Raw genomic sequence first — 15610 nt, 5'->3', positions numbered from 1 at the left:
GACGCATCCACCATGGACCAACACAAGTTCGAATATCTGCAGCGCCTGGGCGATACCACGCTGGTGCTGGGCCAGCGCCTGTCGGAATGGTGCGGCCGCGGCCCCGCGCTGGAAGAGGACATTGCGCTGACCAACGTCGCGCTGGATCTCGTCGGCCAGACCCGCCTGTGGCTCGGCTACGCGGCGGAAGTCGAAGGCGTGGGCCGCAACGCTGACCAGCTTGCCTACCTGCGCGATGCCCACCAGTTCCGCAACCTGCTGCTCGTCGAACAGCCCAACGGCAGCTACGCCGACACGCTGGCCCGCCAGTTCCTGTTCGATACCTGGCACTACTTCCTGCTTGAGCGGCTGCAGCACTCGACCGATGCGCGCATTGCAGAGATTGCGGCCAAGTCGCTGAAGGAAGTGACCTACCACGTGCGCCGCAGCGGGGACCTCGTCGTTCGCCTTGGTGACGGCACCGAGGAGAGCCATCGCCGCATGCAGGATGCCTTCGACGACCTGTGGATGTTCACCGGCGAACTGTTCGAGTCCGATGCTGCCGAAGTCGCGCTGGTTGCACAGGGCGTTGCGGTCGATCCGGCCTCGCTGGCCGAGTCGTGGCAGCGCCATGTGGGCGAGGTACTGGAGGAAGCCACGTTGCGCATCCCCGCTGGCAATTGGTCGCAGACCGGTGGCCGCCAGGGCCGCCATACTGAACATCTTGGCTACCTGCTGGCCGAGATGCAGTTCCTGCAGCGCGCCTATCCTGGCGCCCGGTGGTGAGCGCCATGTCAGCGCAAGTGTTGGAACGCGCCAGCGTTGCACAGCTCTGGGACTGGCTGGAGCAGGTGCCCGACCCGGAAATCCCGGTGATCTCCGTCGTCGACCTGGGCATCGTGCGCGACGTGGCGTGGATTGACGACGCCTGCGTGATCACCATCACGCCGACGTACTCGGGCTGCCCGGCCATGACGGTGATCCGCGACGACATCGAGCGCGTGCTGGGTGCGCAGGGCATCGACCGCATCAGCGTGCAAACGCGCCTGGCGCCGGCCTGGACCACCGACTGGATGAGCCCGCGCGGCAAGGCCAGCCTGTCCGGCTACGGCATTGCGCCGCCCGCGCAGCAGGTGATTGACATCAGCGGCATCAGCCGCAAGGCGTCGCCCGCGCTGGTGGTGGCCTGCCCGCACTGCGGCTCGCGCCACACACGCCTGGTCAGCCAGTTCGGCTCGACCGCCTGCAAGGCCCTGTACCGCTGCGGCGATTGCAAGGAACCTTTCGACTATTTCAAGGCCCATTGAGCCGCCCGGAGCCGCAGAATGAGCAAATTCCATGAACTGACCGTCGCCAGCGTGACACGCGAAACGCGCGATGCCGTGGCGGTGACTTTCGCCGTGCCGGAGGACCTGGCCGATACCTATCGCTACGTGCAGGGCCAGCATCTGACGCTGCGCGCCGGCATCGGCGGCGAGGACGTCCGCCGCTCGTACTCGATCTGCTCCGCCGTGCAGGACCGGCGCCTGCGCGTGGCGATCAAGCGCGTGGATGGCGGCATGTTCTCGAACTGGGCCAACGATGCGTTGCAGCCGGGCATGACGCTGGAAGTCATGCCGCCGTCGGGACATTTCCACGTGCCGCTGTCGGACACGCACAGCAAGCACTACGTGGCGTTCGCCGCCGGCAGCGGCATCACGCCGATGCTGTCGATCATCAAGACCACGCTGATGACCGAGCCGGACAGCCGCTTCACGCTGTTCTACGGCAACCGCGCATCGTCGTCGGTGCTGTTCAAGGAAGAACTTGAAGACCTGAAGGACACCTACCTCGAGCGCTTCAACCTCGTCTTCATCCTGAGCCGCGAACAGCTCGACATCGACCTGTTCAATGGCCGCATCGACGGCGAGAAAGTGCGCGCGCTGCTGCGCCACTGGGTGCGCCCGCAGGACATCGACGTGGCCTTTATCTGCGGCCCGCATTCGATGATGGAAGAGGTGTCGCATGCGCTGCAGGAAAACGGCGTCGACAAGGCACGCATCAAGCGCGAACTGTTCGCCACCAGCATTCCCGCGGCGCGCCCCGCGGCGCACGCACACAAGCAGCTGGGGCAGCAGCAGTGCGAGGTCACGGTGATCCAGGATGGCCGCACGCGGCAGTTCACGCTGGAGAAGAACAAGGAGACCATCCTCGACGCCGCCCTGGCGCAGGGGATCGAGCTGCCTTACTCCTGCAAGGGCGGCGTCTGTTCCACGTGCCGCTGCAAGCGCATCGAAGGCGAGGTCGACATGGATGTCAACTTCGCGCTCGAAGACTACGAGGTTGCGCGCGGTTTCATCCTGAGCTGCCAGAGCTACGCCGTCACCGACAAGCTGGTGATCGATTTCGACCAGGAAACCTGAGCGGTTCCCGGCGTCCATTCAAGTCATTCAAGCCATTCAAGCAAACATTTCCCCGGAGCAAGCTGTGTCCCATCCGTTTTTCACGCGTCATCAGGCGCTGCTGGACCAAGCCACCCAGGCCATCGCCGAGCGCGGCTACTGGAGCCCGTTCCCCGAAATGCCGAGCCCCAGGGCGTACGGCGAGACCGCCAACGCCGACGGCAAGGCCGCATTCGAAGCGCGGCTGAACAAGCCCTTCGCGCTGACACAGCCGGGCACGGTCGGCCAGGCCGGCAAGGAAGTCTCGCCGTATGGCACGGAACTGGGCGTTACCTATCCGAAGCCCGATTTCGACCAGCTTTTCGCCGGCGTGGCGGCAGGCATGCCCGCATGGCGCAAGGCTGGCCCCGAGGCTTGGGTTGGCGTCTCGCTCGAGATCCTGCATCGCCTGAACCGCCGCAGCTTCGAGATTGCGTACGCAGTCATGCACACCACCGGCCAGGCCTTCATGATGGCCTTCCAGGCCGGCGGCCCGCACGCGCAGGACCGCGGCCTGGAAGCCGTGGCCTATGCGTGGGACGAGATGCGTCGCATCCCGAAGCGTGCAGTGTGGGAGAAGCCGCAAGGCAAGAACGAGCCGCTGCGCATGGAGAAGCAGTACACCGTGGTGCCGCGTGGTGTCGGCCTGGTGATCGGCTGCTGCACGTTCCCGACGTGGAACGGATATCCGGGCCTGTTCGCGAGCCTTGCCACCGGCAACGCCGTGGTGGTCAAGCCGCACCCGGGCGCGATCCTGCCGCTCGCCATCACCGTGGAAGTCGCGCGTGAAGTGCTGCAGGAAGCCGGCTTCGACCCGAACCTCGTCACGCTGGTCGCCCACGACCCGACCGAGCGCATGGCATCGACGCTCGCGCTGCGTCCGGAAGTGCGCCTGATCGATTTCACCGGCAGCACCGCCAACGGTGACTGGCTCGAGCGCAATGCGCACCAGGCGCAGGTGTACACCGAGAAGGCTGGCGTGAACCAGATCGTCATCGACTCGACCAGCGACTTCAAGGGCATGGTGCGCAATATCGCGTTCTCGCTCGCGCTGTACTCTGGCCAGATGTGCACGGCGCCGCAGAACATCTATGTGCCAAAGGGCGGCATCGACACGCCGGAAGGGCACCTGAGCTTCGATCAGGTCGCCAGCGCGATTGGCGAAGCCGTGGGCAAGCTGACGGGCGATGCTGCCAAGGCCGTGGAACTGATCGGCGCGATCCAGAATGATGGCGTGGTGCAGCGTATCGAGGCATCTCGGTCGCTGGGCGAGATCGTCATCGACAGCCGCGCGCTGCAGCATCCCGAGTTCCCCGGCGCCCGCGTGCACACGCCGCTGGTGCTCAAAGTCGATGCAAGCGACGAAGGCAAGATCATGCAGGAGCTGTTCGGTCCGATCTCGTTCGTGGTCGCCACTGAAGACACCGCACACAGCATCGATCTGGCTCGCCGCGGCGCAAAGGAACACGGCGCGCTGACGCTGTCTGCCTACACCACCAACGACGGCGTGGCCGATGCGATCAGCGATGCAGCGGAAGAGGCCGGCGTGGCGCTGTCGTTCAACCTGACCGGCGCCGTGTTCGTCAATCAGTCGGCGGCATTCAGCGATTTCCATGCCACCGGCGCCAATCCTGCCGCCAATGCGTCGCTGTCAGACGCGGCGTTCGTCGCCAACCGCTTCCGCGTGGTGCAGAGCCGCAAGCACATCTGACCCTTACCGAGCTTCGCTCGCAGTACCGTAGCCCCTCGCGCCGGCCCCCCAAAGCATGCGGCGCCACGATAACGATGGAGTAGACAATGGTTCAACGCACTTCCCACCCCGACGAGCTGGAGCCGATCGAACGCGCCAGCCGCGATGAACTGCAGGCGCTGCAGCTGGAACGGCTTAAATGGAGCGTGCGCCATGCCTATGACAACGTGCCGCATTACCGCAAGTCGTTTGACGCGGCGGGCGTGCATCCGGATGACCTGAAGTCGCTGTCGGACCTGTCGAAGTTCCCGTTCCTGGCCAAGCAGGACCTGCGCGACAACTACCCGTTCGGCATGTTCGCCGTGCCGCGCGAGAAGGTGGCGCGCGTGCACGCATCGAGCGGCACCACGGGCAAGCCGACCGTGGTGGGCTACACCGCACGCGATATCGACACGTGGGCGAGCGTGGTGGCGCGCTCGATTCGCGCCGCAGGGGGGCGTCCAGGCGATCTCGTGCACGTGAGCTACGGTTATGGCCTGTTCACGGGTGGCCTCGGCGCGCACTACGGTGCGGAAAAGGCGGGTTGCACGGTCATCCCGATGTCGGGCGGCCAGACCGAGAAACAGGTACAGCTGATCCGCGAGTTCCAGCCGAACATCATCATGGTGACGCCGTCGTACATGCTGAACCTGATCGAGGAGATGATGCGCCAGGGTATGGATCCGGCCGAAAGCTCGCTGAAGGTTGGCATCTTCGGCGCCGAGCCGTGGACCGATGCAATGCGTGCCGAGATCGAAGCGCGCGCGGGCATCGATGCGGTGGACATCTACGGCCTGTCGGAAGTCATGGGACCGGGCGTGGCGTGCGAATGCATCGAAAGCAAGGACGGCCCGGTAATCTGGGAAGACCACTTCTATGCCGAGATCATCGATCCGGTCACCGGCGAAGTGCTGCCGGACGGCGAGGAGGGCGAACTGGTGTTCACCTCGCTGACCAAGGAAGCGCTGCCGGTGATCCGCTACCGCACGCGCGACCTCACGCGCCTGCTGCCGCCGACGTCGCGTTCGATGCGCCGCATTGGCAAGATCACGGGTCGGTCGGACGACATGTTGATCATCCGCGGTGTGAACGTGTTCCCGTCGCAGATCGAGGAACTGATCCTCAAGGCGCCCGCGCTGGCCCCGCAATACCAGCTCGTCGTCACGCGCGACGGCCATCTGGACAAGCTCGAGGTGCGCGTCGAAGCGCGTCCGCAATCGTCTGGCCTGAGCGGCAATGACCGTGCGGCGCTGGAGCAGCAACTCAAGGAGCAGATCAAGACCTACGTCGGCGTGACCACGCGCGTGCAGGTGCTCGATGCCGAAGGCATCGAGCGCACGAGTGTGGGCAAGGCGCGGCGTGTGCTGGATATGCGGCCGAAAGTTACGCATGAGCAGCCGGTCGGGGCGATCTGACCTTCCGGGCTGGCAAGTCTTGCCGGCCCGCAATTCCAATCCGATTTGACAAGGACGATGGCGCCCGCCAAGAGGCGCCACGGCCCCCCTCGCGCCAAAGGAGACCGCATGGACGCGCAACAACTGGAACTTGAGACCCTGCAGCAACACCCTGATTTCATCCGGCTGGCCAACGGGCGTGCGCGCCTGGGCTGGTCGCTCACGGTGGTGATGCTGGCCATCTATTTCGGCTTCATCCTGCTGCTGGCATTCGCGCCGGCCACGCTCGGCACGCCGCTTGGCGGCGGTGTCATGACGCTCGGCATCCCCGTCGGCGTGGGCATCATCGTGGCTGCCATCGTGCTGACTGCGGTCTACGTGCGTCGGGCCAATACCGAGCTGGACCCGATCAACGAACGCCTGCGCAAGGAGTGCCAAGCATGAAGCCGACTCTTCGCAAACTGCCTCTTCTCATCATGAGCCTGGCAAGTGGCGCTGCGCTGGCGGCGCCTGCCATCCAGGGCGAGGTCACGCGCCGGCCGCTGAACTGGAGCGCCATCGTGATGTTCATGCTGTTCGTGCTGTTCACGCTCGGCATCACGCGCTGGGCCGCGCGGCGCACGAAATCAGCGTCGGACTTCTATGCGGCCGGAGGCGGCCTGACCGGCTTCCAGAACGGCCTGGCGATTGCGGGCGACATGGTCTCGGCCGCATCGTTCCTCGGCATCTCGGCAATGATGTTCGACAAGGGCTATGACGGGCTGATCTACGCGCTCGGCGTGGTCGCCGGCTGGCCCATCATCCTGTTCATCGTGGCCGAGCGGCTGCGCAACCTGGGCCGCTATACGTTTGCCGACGTCGTGTCGTACCGCCTGTCGCAGAAGCCCGTGCGCATCACGGCCGCATTCGGCACGCTGACCGTCGTGATCATGTACCTGGTCGCGCAGATGGTTGGGGCCGGCAAGCTGATTGAACTGCTGTTCGGCACCAGCTATGAATCGGCCGTGGTCGTCGTCGGCCTGCTGATGGTGCTGTACGTGCTGTTCGGCGGCATGCTGGCGACGACCTGGGTGCAGATCATCAAGGCCGTGCTGCTGCTGGGCGGCGTCACGTTCATGGCGTTCATGGTGCTGGCGTACTTCGACTACAGCCCCGAAGCGATGTTCGCGGGCGCGGCGAAGGTGCATGACAAGGGACTCGCCATCCTGTCGCCCGGCGGCCTCGTGTCGAACCCGATCGACGCCATTTCGCTGGGCGTGGGCATGATGTTCGGCACGGCCGGTCTGCCGCATATCCTGATGCGCTTCTTCACGGTCGCGGATGCGCGTGAAGCGCGCAAGTCGGTGCTCTATGCGACCGGTTTTATCGGCTACTTCTACGTGCTGATCCTCGTGGTGGGCTTCGGCGCTATTGTCATGGTCGGGAGCGATCCTGCCTACCGCGATGCCGCGGGCAAGCTCATCGGCGGCAGCAATATGGTGGCGGTGCATCTCGCGCATGCAATCGGTGGTGACCTGTTCCTCGGCTTCATCTCGGCGGTGGCGTTCGCGACCATCCTCGCGGTGGTGGCGGGCCTGGCGCTTTCGGGGGCCTCGGCGGTGTCGCACGACTTGTACGCCAATGTGTTCCGCAAAGGACAGGCGAACGAGAAGGACGAGATTCGCGTCTCGAAGGCGGCCACGCTGGTCATCGGCCTGCTGGCGATGGTGCTCGGCGTGCTGTTCGAGAAGCAGAATATCGCCTTCCTGTCCGGGCTCGTGCTGGCTATTGCCGCTTCGGTCAACTTCCCGGTGCTGTTCCTGTCGATGTTCTGGAAGGGACTGACCACGAAGGGCGCCGTTGCGGGAAGCCTCGCGGGACTCGCATCGGCGGTGGCGCTGCTGGTGCTCGGCCCCACGGTGTGGGTCGGCCTGCTGCACCATGACAAGCCGATCTTCCCGTATGCGAATCCGGCGTTGTTCTCGATGACGCTTGCGTTCGTCTCCGCGTGGCTCGTGTCGGTGCTGGACAACTCGGCGCAGGCTGCTGCGGAGCGGCGTCGCTTTGGCGCGCAGTTCGTGCGGTCGATGACGGGGATCGGGGCTGCGGGGGCATCGCAGCATTGAGAATTCCCGACGGCGCCAATCATGCATGGGTCGGGTTGCTCCCTCTCCCACTTCTGGAGAGCGGAGTTACGCTGTGCGTAGTTGTTGCCGGCGCGCTCCCATACAATCGAATAGCCCGGTGTGTTCGATTGAGATATTTTCGCTCGAAAAGCGCGTGGGCGACCTTCGATATGCCTGGCATGGATTGCAAAGTCGCTGGCGCGCTTTGCATGGCTGGTTGCGCGGCGGGCCGCTAGTCTTTGGGTGCGGCGATCGTCGAGGCGTGAAGCGGCTGGGGCCGGTACGCCCACTCGCGCGTCGTCGCATTCCAATGTTTCTGGAAGGACGGAACCAGCATGACCTACTCGCTTTCGCGTGCTGACGTGGACAGCATCACCGATACGGAACTGGCGCGCAGCACCACGAGGCTTCTGCCCCAATGGCCGGACATTCCCGACGACTTTCGCGAGGGCAATGTCTACACCCGCATGGCAGAGGCGCGCCTGCTCGACTACCCGATGCCGGCGATCACGCTGACGTTCCTGCCGGGCTTCGACGACGCGGCGGCATGCGCGGCGATCGACCGTTGCGTCGCCGCTCACCTGAAGGCATTCGATCCGGGGCACGAGCACCGGATCGCCGGTGTCGGCTACATGATCTCGAAGGTCTGCACGATCACGGGAGGCTGAGCACGGGGCGCCCGCTACGCAGGGACGAACGCGCTCCCACGAATGCTGGCAAGCGCCCGTGCGGCATTGAGGTAATGCGGAGGAAAAGGGCTACCTGATGCATCAGAAGCCCGCCCGGGCAGGATCAGTCGGCGATCAGATTGATCTTCGACGCGAGCTTCTGCCAGCGGTCGATATCGCCGTTCACGAGCTTCTGGAACTCGGCCGGGGTGCTGGTCGTGGTGGCGAAGCCGAGTTGCGCGAGCGATGCCTTGATCTCGGGCTTGGCCACGGCCTTTGCGATTTCCGCGTTCAGCTTCTGCACGATTTCAGGCGGCGTATGCGCTGGCGCAAGAATGCCGAACCACTGGTCGACTTCGTAGCCAGTCACGCCCAGTTCGCTGACGGAGGGCACATCGGGCAGCAGCGGCGAACGCGACTTCGATGTCACGGCCAGCGCGCGCAGCTTGTTGCTCTTGAGGTAAGGCACCGTGTTGGGCAGCGTGTTGATGCTGACCTCCGCCTGCCCGCCCAGCACGTCTGCAATGGCCGGAGCACAACCCTTATAGGGCACGTGCAGCATGTCGATCCTGGCGGACATCTTGAGCAGTTCGCCGGCCAGATGCTGCGGCGTGCCGTTTCCGCACGAGGCATAGCTCGGCGGCGTGGCGCTCTTGCCGGCCGCGAGCAGATCCTTGAACGTGCGCAAGCCGGAGTTTTGCGGAACGGAAATGACCGACGGAACCGACGCGAAGGTGATGACGGCATTGAAGTCATTCTTCGGGTCGAACTGCAGCTTCCTGAAGACGCCAGGGTTGATGGCGAAGCTGCTGTTGACGATCAGCAGCGTATAGCCGTCGGCGGGGCTCTTGGCAACGAACTCGGCGCCAATATTGCCGCTCGCGCCGGGACGGTTGTCGACGACAACGGGTTGCCCCAGGGTCTTGCTGAGGTCGGTGCCAATCAGCCGCGCGAGCGCGTCCGTTCCGCCGCCGGCGGGGAACGTGACGACCATGCGGATCGGCTTCTGGGGGAAGGTGCTCGCGATGTTGGCTTCGGCGCGTCCGGGCAAGGTGCCCAGGCTGCCTGCCACGAACAGCAGCGATGCAAGACTGCGGACGACGGTTAGGGGTCTCATTGATTTGCCTCGTCGGTTAGGGTGGGGGAAACAGGAAGCCAGGTCAATCGGGATCAACACGCACGGCCGTGGAGGCTTCACCGGCCGGGCCCGTCATGGCGACGGCCGTGGCGAGATCCGCGGCGGACTCCGCATGGATCCGGTACAGCGGCTCGCCGGCCGCAACGCGCTCGCCGATCGTGCAAAGCAGGTCGATGCCCGCACCGGCACTGCGCGGCGCGCCCGCGGCGCGCGCAATGCCGGAGATCTGCCACCCGTTGATCGCTGCGACACGGCCCTCTGCCGGTGCAACGATCACGTGGGTATGCGCGCCCGGCGCCACCGGATCCGGGCGGATTCCCTGCGTGGCGACAATCCGATCGAACGCGGCCCTGGCGCTTCCTTCGTCGAGCAGCGCCGTCGCAATGCGCATGCCTTGCGCCGCGGACGCCACACGCGGATCGAAGGCGATGATCTCGCCGGCGAAGCGCAGCGCCTTTTCGCGCAGGTCCATCGGGGCGTCGGGGTGGTTCTCCAGCACTTGCCGCACATCGCGCACCTCGAGCGCGGGACCGACGCCGCGGCCGATCGGCCGGCTGCCGTCCGTGACCAGCGCGCGCACGTGCAGGCCCAGTCCTTTGCCGACCTCCTCGAACAACCCGGCCAGCGCGTCGGCGTCGGCACGCGCGGAAAGCTTGGTCTGCGGGCCGTAGGGGATATCGACGATGACGTGCGTGGCGCCGGCCGTGGCTTTCTTCGACAGGATGGAGGCCACTGCCCAGCGGCGTGAGTCGAGACCGAGGGGCCGCGTGATCGCGTTCATCACGTCATCGATGACCGAATGGTTCAGACGCCCGTTCCACGCAATGCACGCGCGCGCCTGGGCGACGCAACGGCGCACGTCGTCGTGGGTCAGGTCCACGCGCGCCACGGTTTCCATGGCGTCGGCGGTGCCGGCCGCCGACGTGATCGCGCGCGAAGACGTCTTTGGCATGGCCAGTCCGTATGCGGCGACGATCGGCACCACGATCAGCGTGATGCGGCTGCCCGGTATGCCGCCCATGGAGTGCTTGTCCACGACGATTGGCTCATCCCACTCGATGCGCGCGGTAAAGCGTGTGCGCGCGCGGGCCAGTGCAACCACTTCGCGGTCGTCGAGCGAGCGTGTGGCGGCAGTCAGGAAGGCGGTGAGTTCCTGCTCGGTGTAGCGGCCTGCGATGGCGTCGCGCAGGATGGCTTCATAGGCGCCTTCGTCGAGCGGCTGGCCGTCCAGCTTGGCCGCAAGATGGCGGCGGCTGGCAGGCTGCGGCACAGAGCCTGCGTTCGCGCCGTTCCGCAGCGCATCGGTGAAGCGCGCCACGCCGAGATCGAGCGTGCTGTCGTTCGTCACCGTGACGCAGTGCACGCCGTCGGGCATCGGCGGGGCCTGGCGTGCGACGCGGCGCATGACATCGTCGCCGGATTCACGGCCGCGTGCGGCAATGCGCTGCGCCAGCACGACCTGGGGCGCAGTCACATTCACCACGACGAAGCGCGGCAGTTGCCGGGCCAGCATCGCAATCACGCCGCGCGAGCCGTTGGCGACCACGTGCTTTCCCGTCTCCAGCAGCCCGACCAGCCACTGGGGCAGCCCGTAGCGCAGCCCGTGGGCATGCCACGTAACGAGGAACTCGCCATTGCGCTCGCGCTCGGCGAACTCTGCCTCGGCGACACCTTCGTGGTCTTCGCCCGGCGATCCGCTCGGGCGCGTGATGATGCGCCGCGCGAACACGTACTCGTCGTTGCCGAGGGTCGCACGTGCACCGTCGATCAGGGAATCCTTGCCTGCCCCGCTAGGGCCCACCACAAGAAAAAACGTGCCGCTCTCTTTCATGATTACCTTAGACGTCGAAGATGTTTGGGTATGCTAGCAGCCAGCTCCGGACTGTCAAGACAAGTTCGATGTCTAAGTTAATGCAAGCAACGGGCCCGCTGCCGCAAATCCAGTGTGTACGCGGGATTTCTGATGTTCTAGGGGAAAACACGGGGATGGGCGATGCGCGTTGCCGGTGCCCGGCGCATCAGCGTCGCGCATGCTGCACTGATGTAGTGACGGCTACATGGATGGGGCTGTGCGGTATGGCGGGAACAGCGCGGGCGATGTCCGGAAGCGCTATCATGTGCACCGCCCCGCTCGTGGCCACGATGGCCATACCGGGATCGCATCGCCTTCTATGTCACCGCTATGGCCACGAAAAAGCAGGAATCCCCGGTCACGATCACGCCTTCCGACGAAGTCGACGTCGAGCGCCTGGCGCACCTCGTCAAGGACGCCGCGCGCGCCTACATCCGCGCGCTGCAGCTGCGCCTCGCGCAGCATTCCGTGTCGTACGGGCACTGGACCATCCTGCGCATCCTGTGGCGGCACGATGGCCTGTCGCAGCGCGAGCTGAGCGAGCGTGCCGGCGTGACGGAGCCAACGACGTTCTCTGCGGTCAAGGCGCTGGAAGCGCTGGGCTATGTGGAGCGGATGCACCTGCCGGGGAACAACAAGAAAGTGCATGTGTTCCTGAGCAAGGCAGGACGGGCGCTACGGCGCAAGCTCGAGCCGCTGGCCGAAGAGGTCAACGCGATCAGCGTCGAAGGCGTGACGGAAGAGGACGTGATGACCACGCGCCGCGTGCTGATCTCGATCGCCGAGAAGCTGGTCGCCGACGAGGCCGCGCTTGCGGAAAGCGGACGCAGGGTGCCTTCGACGCAGGAAGTCGGGCGCCTGCTGGCTGATCTCTGACGCAGAAAGCGAAGACGAAAAAGCCCCGCGCCGGCAGGTACCGGCGAAGGGGAAGTGCCCTCGGGTAGACGAGGAACAGCCTTGCGCGCCGCTCAGGCGTCGTCGAGCCCGATATCCACGGCGGGCGCCGATTGCGTGATCTTGCTGGTGGAGATGTAGTCGACGCCGGTTTCCGCCACCGCGCGGATTGTCTCCAGGCGAATGCCGCCCGACGCCTCGACCTTGGTCCGGCCGTTGACGATCTGCACGGCTTCCTTCATGTCGGGCAGCGACATGTTGTCGAGCATGATCACATCCACGCCGGCGTCCAGCGCTTCACGCACCTGATCGAGTCGATCGCATTCGACCTCGAGCTTGGTCAGCACTGGCAGCTTCCTGCGCACACGCGCCACGGCCGCGGCAATGCTGCCGCACACGGCGATGTGGTTGTCCTTGATCATCACACCGTTGTCGAGGCTGAGCCGGTGGTTCAGGCCGCCACCGCAGGTTACGGCATGCTTCTCCAGCGCGCGCAGGCCCGGCGTGGTCTTGCGGCTGTCGATCAGGCGCGCTTTCGTATGCGCGATTTCATCGGCATACCGCGCCGTCAGGTTGGCGATGCCGCACAGCCGCTGCATGATGTTGAGCGCCGTCCGTTCGGCGGTCAGTACGCTGCGTGCATTGCCGCTGACGTTGAGCAGCACCGCGCCTTTTTCGACCTTGTCGCCATCGGCCGCGCGCACGTCGATCGAAAGGCTGGGGTCATAGCGGGCAAAGATGCGTGCGGCCACGTCAATGCCGGCAATGATCATCGGTTCCCGCGCATTCATGCAGAACGTGCCGGTTTCACCCGGTTCGATCATCGTCTGGACGGTCAGGTCGCAGATGCCGATGTCTTCGGTCAGCCAGAGATCGATGAGCTTGTCGGTGGAGAAAATGTCGTACATATGTCGCTCCTGAGTGGTCGGTGGCTGTACTCAATAATCTTAGATATCGAAGTACATGGCGCAATACTAGCACCTCGGCGTACCGTGTCAATAATATTTCGATGTCTAAGATAAATTGGCGAGATCAGCCGGGAGCGACTTTGCTGCGACGGTGGGAGGCGAGGGGATGTGGCGCAGAGCCGGCCAGCCGCACCAGGGCATCTTCGGAACCGCGCGATGGAAACTGCCGGCGCGCACCACGCCAAGGAAGAAAGTCAGGACACGGGCCTTGTCCATGATCGGAGCAATCAGTGGGAAACGGGGCCCATTATCGTCCGAACGGTGCGCGCGATGCTCGCGTATGGCCGCGAGCGTGCCGCGGCCATACGCGCAGAGGGGACGCGCTCAGGCCCCGGTATCGGCCTGCGCCTTGTGCTTGGCCGCCATCTTGTCCTGCTGCCCGGGCGGCACGCCCTCATAGTGGCTGAACTGGATGGTGTAGCTGCCGTGGCCGCCGGTCAGGCTGTTCAGCCGCGACTGGTAGTCGTTAAGCTCCGACAGCGGGACCTTGCCGGCGACAATTACCGTGTTGGCCGCACCGGTACGGGTGCCATGCACCTGGCCGCGCTTGGACGAGAGATCGCCGATCACGTCGCCCATGGACGAGTCGGGCATCATCACCTCGATATCGACCACCGGTTCCAGCACGCTGGGCCTGGCCTTTAGCACGGCGTCGACAAAGGCTTTGCGCCCGGCAGTGGCGAATGCCACTTCCTTGGAATCGACAGGATGGCTCTTGCCATCGAGCACCGTGACGCGCACGTCCTGCATCGGGAAGCCGGCCAGCGGCCCGCACTCCAGTGCCTGGCGGATGCCTTTTTCCACGGCCGGAATGAACTGCCCGGGAATCGCGCCACCCTTGACCGCGTCGACGAACTCGAAGCCCGTGCCGCGCGGCAGGGGGTCCACGCGCAGCATGACCTCGCCAAACTGACCCGCGCCGCCGGTCTGCTTCTTGTGGCGGTGATGGCCCTCCGCCGATCCGCCAATGGTTTCGCGATAGGCGATGCGCGGCGGCCGTGTGACCACTTCGAGCTTGTACTGCTCGGTCAGCCGCTCCATCACGCAGCGCAAGTGGAACTCGCCGAGCCCGAGCAGCACGGTCTCATTCGTGCCGGGCGGATGCTCGACGCGCAGGCAAGGATCTTCGGCGGACAGCTTGTGCAGGACTTCGGCCATGCGCTGCTCGTTGCCGCGGCGTGCAGGCTCGATCGCGAGGCCATAGATCGGCGTCGGGAATTCGAGCGGGATCAGGTGGATATTGCCGTCCTCGTTGGCATCATGCAGCACCGCATCGAAGCCGATCTCGTCGATCTTGGCCACCGCACAGATGTCGCCTGGCCCCGCGCGTGGCACTTCCTCGTGCTCCTTCCCTTGCAGCAACAGCAAATGCGCGACCTTGATCGGCTGGCGCGCATCGCCGATGTAGAGCTGGCTGTCGCGCGTGACGGTGCCCTGGTGGATGCGGAACACCGCCATCTTGCCGACGTACGGGTCCATCACGATCTTGAAGACGTGCGCGAGCACATGCTTGTCGGGCACGGGCTCGGCGCGCACTTCCTTCTTGCGCTCCGCACCGTCGTTGCCTTCGCCGACACTGCGGTAGAACATCGGCGGGTTGCCTTCGGTCGGGTTCGGCAGCAGCCGCACGAACGCGTCGAGCAGTTCTGGCACACCCGCACCGGTGGCGGCCGAGGTGAAGCAGATCGGCACCAGGTGCCCTTCGCGCAGCGCGCGCTCGAACGGCGCGTGCAACTGCTCGGGCTGAATCGCTTCGCCTTGCTCGAGGTAAAGCTCCATCAGCTCCGGATCGATTTCGATCACCTGGTCGACCAGCGCATCATGCGCGGCGGGCACGCTCAGGAAATCCGCTTCGCCGGCAGGGTTGAAAAAGCAGTCCACCACCTGGCTGCCGCCCGCCGCCGGGAGGTTGATCGGCAGGCATTCCTTGCCGAACGCTTCCTGGATGTCGGCAAGCAGCGCTGGCAGGTCGACCTTCTCGCCATCGATGCCGTTGACGATGATCATCCGGCACAACTTGCGCGCCTGGGCCCACGCCATGGCGCGCCGCGTGGTCATCTCGATGCCGGTCTGGGCATTGATGACGATGGCGGCCGTTTCCACCGCAGGCAGGGCGCTGATGGCCTGGCCAGAGAAGTCGGGATATCCGGGGGTGTCAATCAGGTAGATGCGGGTGTTGCGGAAATCGACGTGCAGGACTGCGGAGGTGAGGGAGTGGTGGTATTTGCGCTCGAGCGGGTCAAAGTCGCTGACCGTTGAACCCCGCTCGACGCTGCCTGGGGCATGCAGGGCGCCCCCCTTGTGCAGCAGCGCCTCGGCTAGCGAGGTCTTGCCGCACCCCGCGTGGCCCAGCAGGGCAATGGTTCGAATTGCGTCGGGACTATAGTGCATGGCAGCTCTCGTCCGGCAATGGCAGTCAGGCCATTATTGGCGAAAATTGCCGGAAGCACCATATGCGGAAAC

Annotated in this window: 13 protein-coding genes; 9 read left to right on the top strand and 4 right to left on the bottom strand. The window is 65.1% G+C overall.

Annotated elements, in window-relative coordinates:
- The first annotated feature begins 12 nt into the window (after positions 1–12).
- The 8 genes from paaC (at position 13) to K2O51_RS02645 (ending at position 8295) form a co-directional block, all read left to right on the top strand.
- A complete protein-coding gene (gene paaC / locus K2O51_RS02680) occupies positions 13–765 on the top strand; it encodes a 1,2-phenylacetyl-CoA epoxidase subunit PaaC (RefSeq protein ID WP_011299862.1) in 753 nt (250 codons plus the stop codon).
- A 5-nt stretch (positions 766–770) separates the two neighbouring features.
- Positions 771–1286 carry a 1,2-phenylacetyl-CoA epoxidase subunit PaaD gene (gene paaD, locus K2O51_RS02675; protein WP_011299863.1) on the top strand — a complete coding sequence of 172 codons (516 nt, stop codon included), beginning with the start codon at positions 771–773 and terminating at the stop codon, positions 1284–1286.
- Between the two features lie 18 nt (positions 1287–1304).
- Complete coding sequence (gene paaE / locus K2O51_RS02670; protein ID WP_220630456.1) at positions 1305–2381, top strand: 1,2-phenylacetyl-CoA epoxidase subunit PaaE; 1077 nt, start codon at positions 1305–1307, stop codon at positions 2379–2381.
- A gap of 64 nt (positions 2382–2445) precedes the next feature.
- Positions 2446–4110 carry a phenylacetic acid degradation protein PaaN gene (gene paaN, locus K2O51_RS02665; protein WP_220630455.1) on the top strand — a complete coding sequence of 555 codons (1665 nt, stop codon included), beginning with the start codon at positions 2446–2448 and terminating at the stop codon, positions 4108–4110.
- Between the two features lie 86 nt (positions 4111–4196).
- Positions 4197–5543 carry a phenylacetate--CoA ligase PaaK gene (paaK, locus tag K2O51_RS02660; RefSeq protein WP_011299866.1) on the top strand — a complete coding sequence of 449 codons (1347 nt, stop codon included), beginning with the start codon at positions 4197–4199 and terminating at the stop codon, positions 5541–5543.
- A gap of 108 nt (positions 5544–5651) precedes the next feature.
- Positions 5652–5966 (top strand): DUF485 domain-containing protein, encoded by a 315-nt coding sequence (locus tag K2O51_RS02655; protein WP_140949373.1) that lies wholly within the window; start codon positions 5652–5654, stop codon positions 5964–5966.
- A complete protein-coding gene (locus tag K2O51_RS02650; RefSeq protein WP_011299868.1) occupies positions 5963–7627 on the top strand; it encodes a cation acetate symporter in 1665 nt (554 codons plus the stop codon). The genes K2O51_RS02655 and K2O51_RS02650 overlap by 4 nt, the downstream gene beginning before the upstream one ends.
- A 335-nt stretch (positions 7628–7962) precedes the next feature.
- Complete coding sequence (locus tag K2O51_RS02645) at positions 7963–8295, top strand: hypothetical protein (RefSeq protein ID WP_011299869.1); 333 nt, start codon at positions 7963–7965, stop codon at positions 8293–8295.
- A gap of 124 nt (positions 8296–8419) precedes the next feature.
- Here the strand turns inward: K2O51_RS02645 and K2O51_RS02640 are convergent, their stop codons facing one another.
- Complete coding sequence (locus K2O51_RS02640; RefSeq protein ID WP_011299870.1) at positions 8420–9412, bottom strand: tripartite tricarboxylate transporter substrate binding protein; 993 nt, start codon at positions 9410–9412, stop codon at positions 8420–8422.
- Between the two features lie 43 nt (positions 9413–9455).
- A complete protein-coding gene (phnN, locus tag K2O51_RS02635) occupies positions 9456–11264 on the bottom strand; it encodes a phosphonate metabolism protein/1,5-bisphosphokinase (PRPP-forming) PhnN (RefSeq protein WP_220630454.1) in 1809 nt (602 codons plus the stop codon).
- Between the two features lie 351 nt (positions 11265–11615).
- Here phnN and K2O51_RS02630 point away from each other — a divergent pair, with 351 nt between their 5' ends.
- The gene (locus K2O51_RS02630) at positions 11616–12161 is read left to right on the top strand and encodes a MarR family winged helix-turn-helix transcriptional regulator (protein WP_011299872.1); all 546 of its coding nucleotides are present in this window, start codon (positions 11616–11618) and stop codon (positions 12159–12161) included.
- Between the two features lie 92 nt (positions 12162–12253).
- On the opposite strand, the gene nadC is transcribed toward K2O51_RS02630, so the two are convergent.
- Together nadC and fusA are read right to left on the bottom strand one after the other, a co-directional pair.
- Complete coding sequence (nadC, locus tag K2O51_RS02625; protein WP_011299873.1) at positions 12254–13087, bottom strand: carboxylating nicotinate-nucleotide diphosphorylase; 834 nt, start codon at positions 13085–13087, stop codon at positions 12254–12256.
- A gap of 384 nt (positions 13088–13471) precedes the next feature.
- A complete protein-coding gene (gene fusA, locus K2O51_RS02620) occupies positions 13472–15538 on the bottom strand; it encodes an elongation factor G (RefSeq protein ID WP_140949370.1) in 2067 nt (688 codons plus the stop codon).
- Between the last annotated feature and the right edge of the window lie 72 nt (positions 15539–15610).

The organism is Cupriavidus pinatubonensis (assembly GCF_019602855.1).
Lineage (GTDB): Bacteria > Pseudomonadota > Gammaproteobacteria > Burkholderiales > Burkholderiaceae > Cupriavidus > Cupriavidus pinatubonensis.
The sequence above is the reverse complement of the archived record's forward strand: the minus strand, read 5'-3'. Positions and strand labels throughout refer to the sequence as shown.

Bases quoted from the DNA above. Each gene is read 5' to 3' on its own strand.
- paaC (WP_011299862.1), top strand. From the start codon at position 13: ATGGACCAACACAAGTTCGAATATCTGCAGCGCCTGGGCGATACCACG.
- paaD (WP_011299863.1), top strand. From the start codon at position 771: ATGTCAGCGCAAGTGTTGGAACGCGCCAGCGTTGCACAGCTCTGGGAC.
- paaE (WP_220630456.1), top strand. From the start codon at position 1,305: ATGAGCAAATTCCATGAACTGACCGTCGCCAGCGTGACACGCGAAACG.
- paaK (WP_011299866.1), top strand. From the start codon at position 4,197: ATGGTTCAACGCACTTCCCACCCCGACGAGCTGGAGCCGATCGAACGC.
- K2O51_RS02655 (WP_140949373.1), top strand. From the start codon at position 5,652: ATGGACGCGCAACAACTGGAACTTGAGACCCTGCAGCAACACCCTGAT.
- K2O51_RS02650 (WP_011299868.1), top strand. From the start codon at position 5,963: ATGAAGCCGACTCTTCGCAAACTGCCTCTTCTCATCATGAGCCTGGCA.
- K2O51_RS02645 (WP_011299869.1), top strand. From the start codon at position 7,963: ATGACCTACTCGCTTTCGCGTGCTGACGTGGACAGCATCACCGATACG.
- K2O51_RS02640 (WP_011299870.1), bottom strand. From the start codon at position 9,412: ATGAGACCCCTAACCGTCGTCCGCAGTCTTGCATCGCTGCTGTTCGTG.
- phnN (WP_220630454.1), bottom strand. From the start codon at position 11,264: ATGAAAGAGAGCGGCACGTTTTTTCTTGTGGTGGGCCCTAGCGGGGCA.
- K2O51_RS02630 (WP_011299872.1), top strand. From the start codon at position 11,616: ATGGCCACGAAAAAGCAGGAATCCCCGGTCACGATCACGCCTTCCGAC.
- nadC (WP_011299873.1), bottom strand. From the start codon at position 13,087: ATGTACGACATTTTCTCCACCGACAAGCTCATCGATCTCTGGCTGACC.
- fusA (WP_140949370.1), bottom strand. From the start codon at position 15,538: ATGCACTATAGTCCCGACGCAATTCGAACCATTGCCCTGCTGGGCCAC.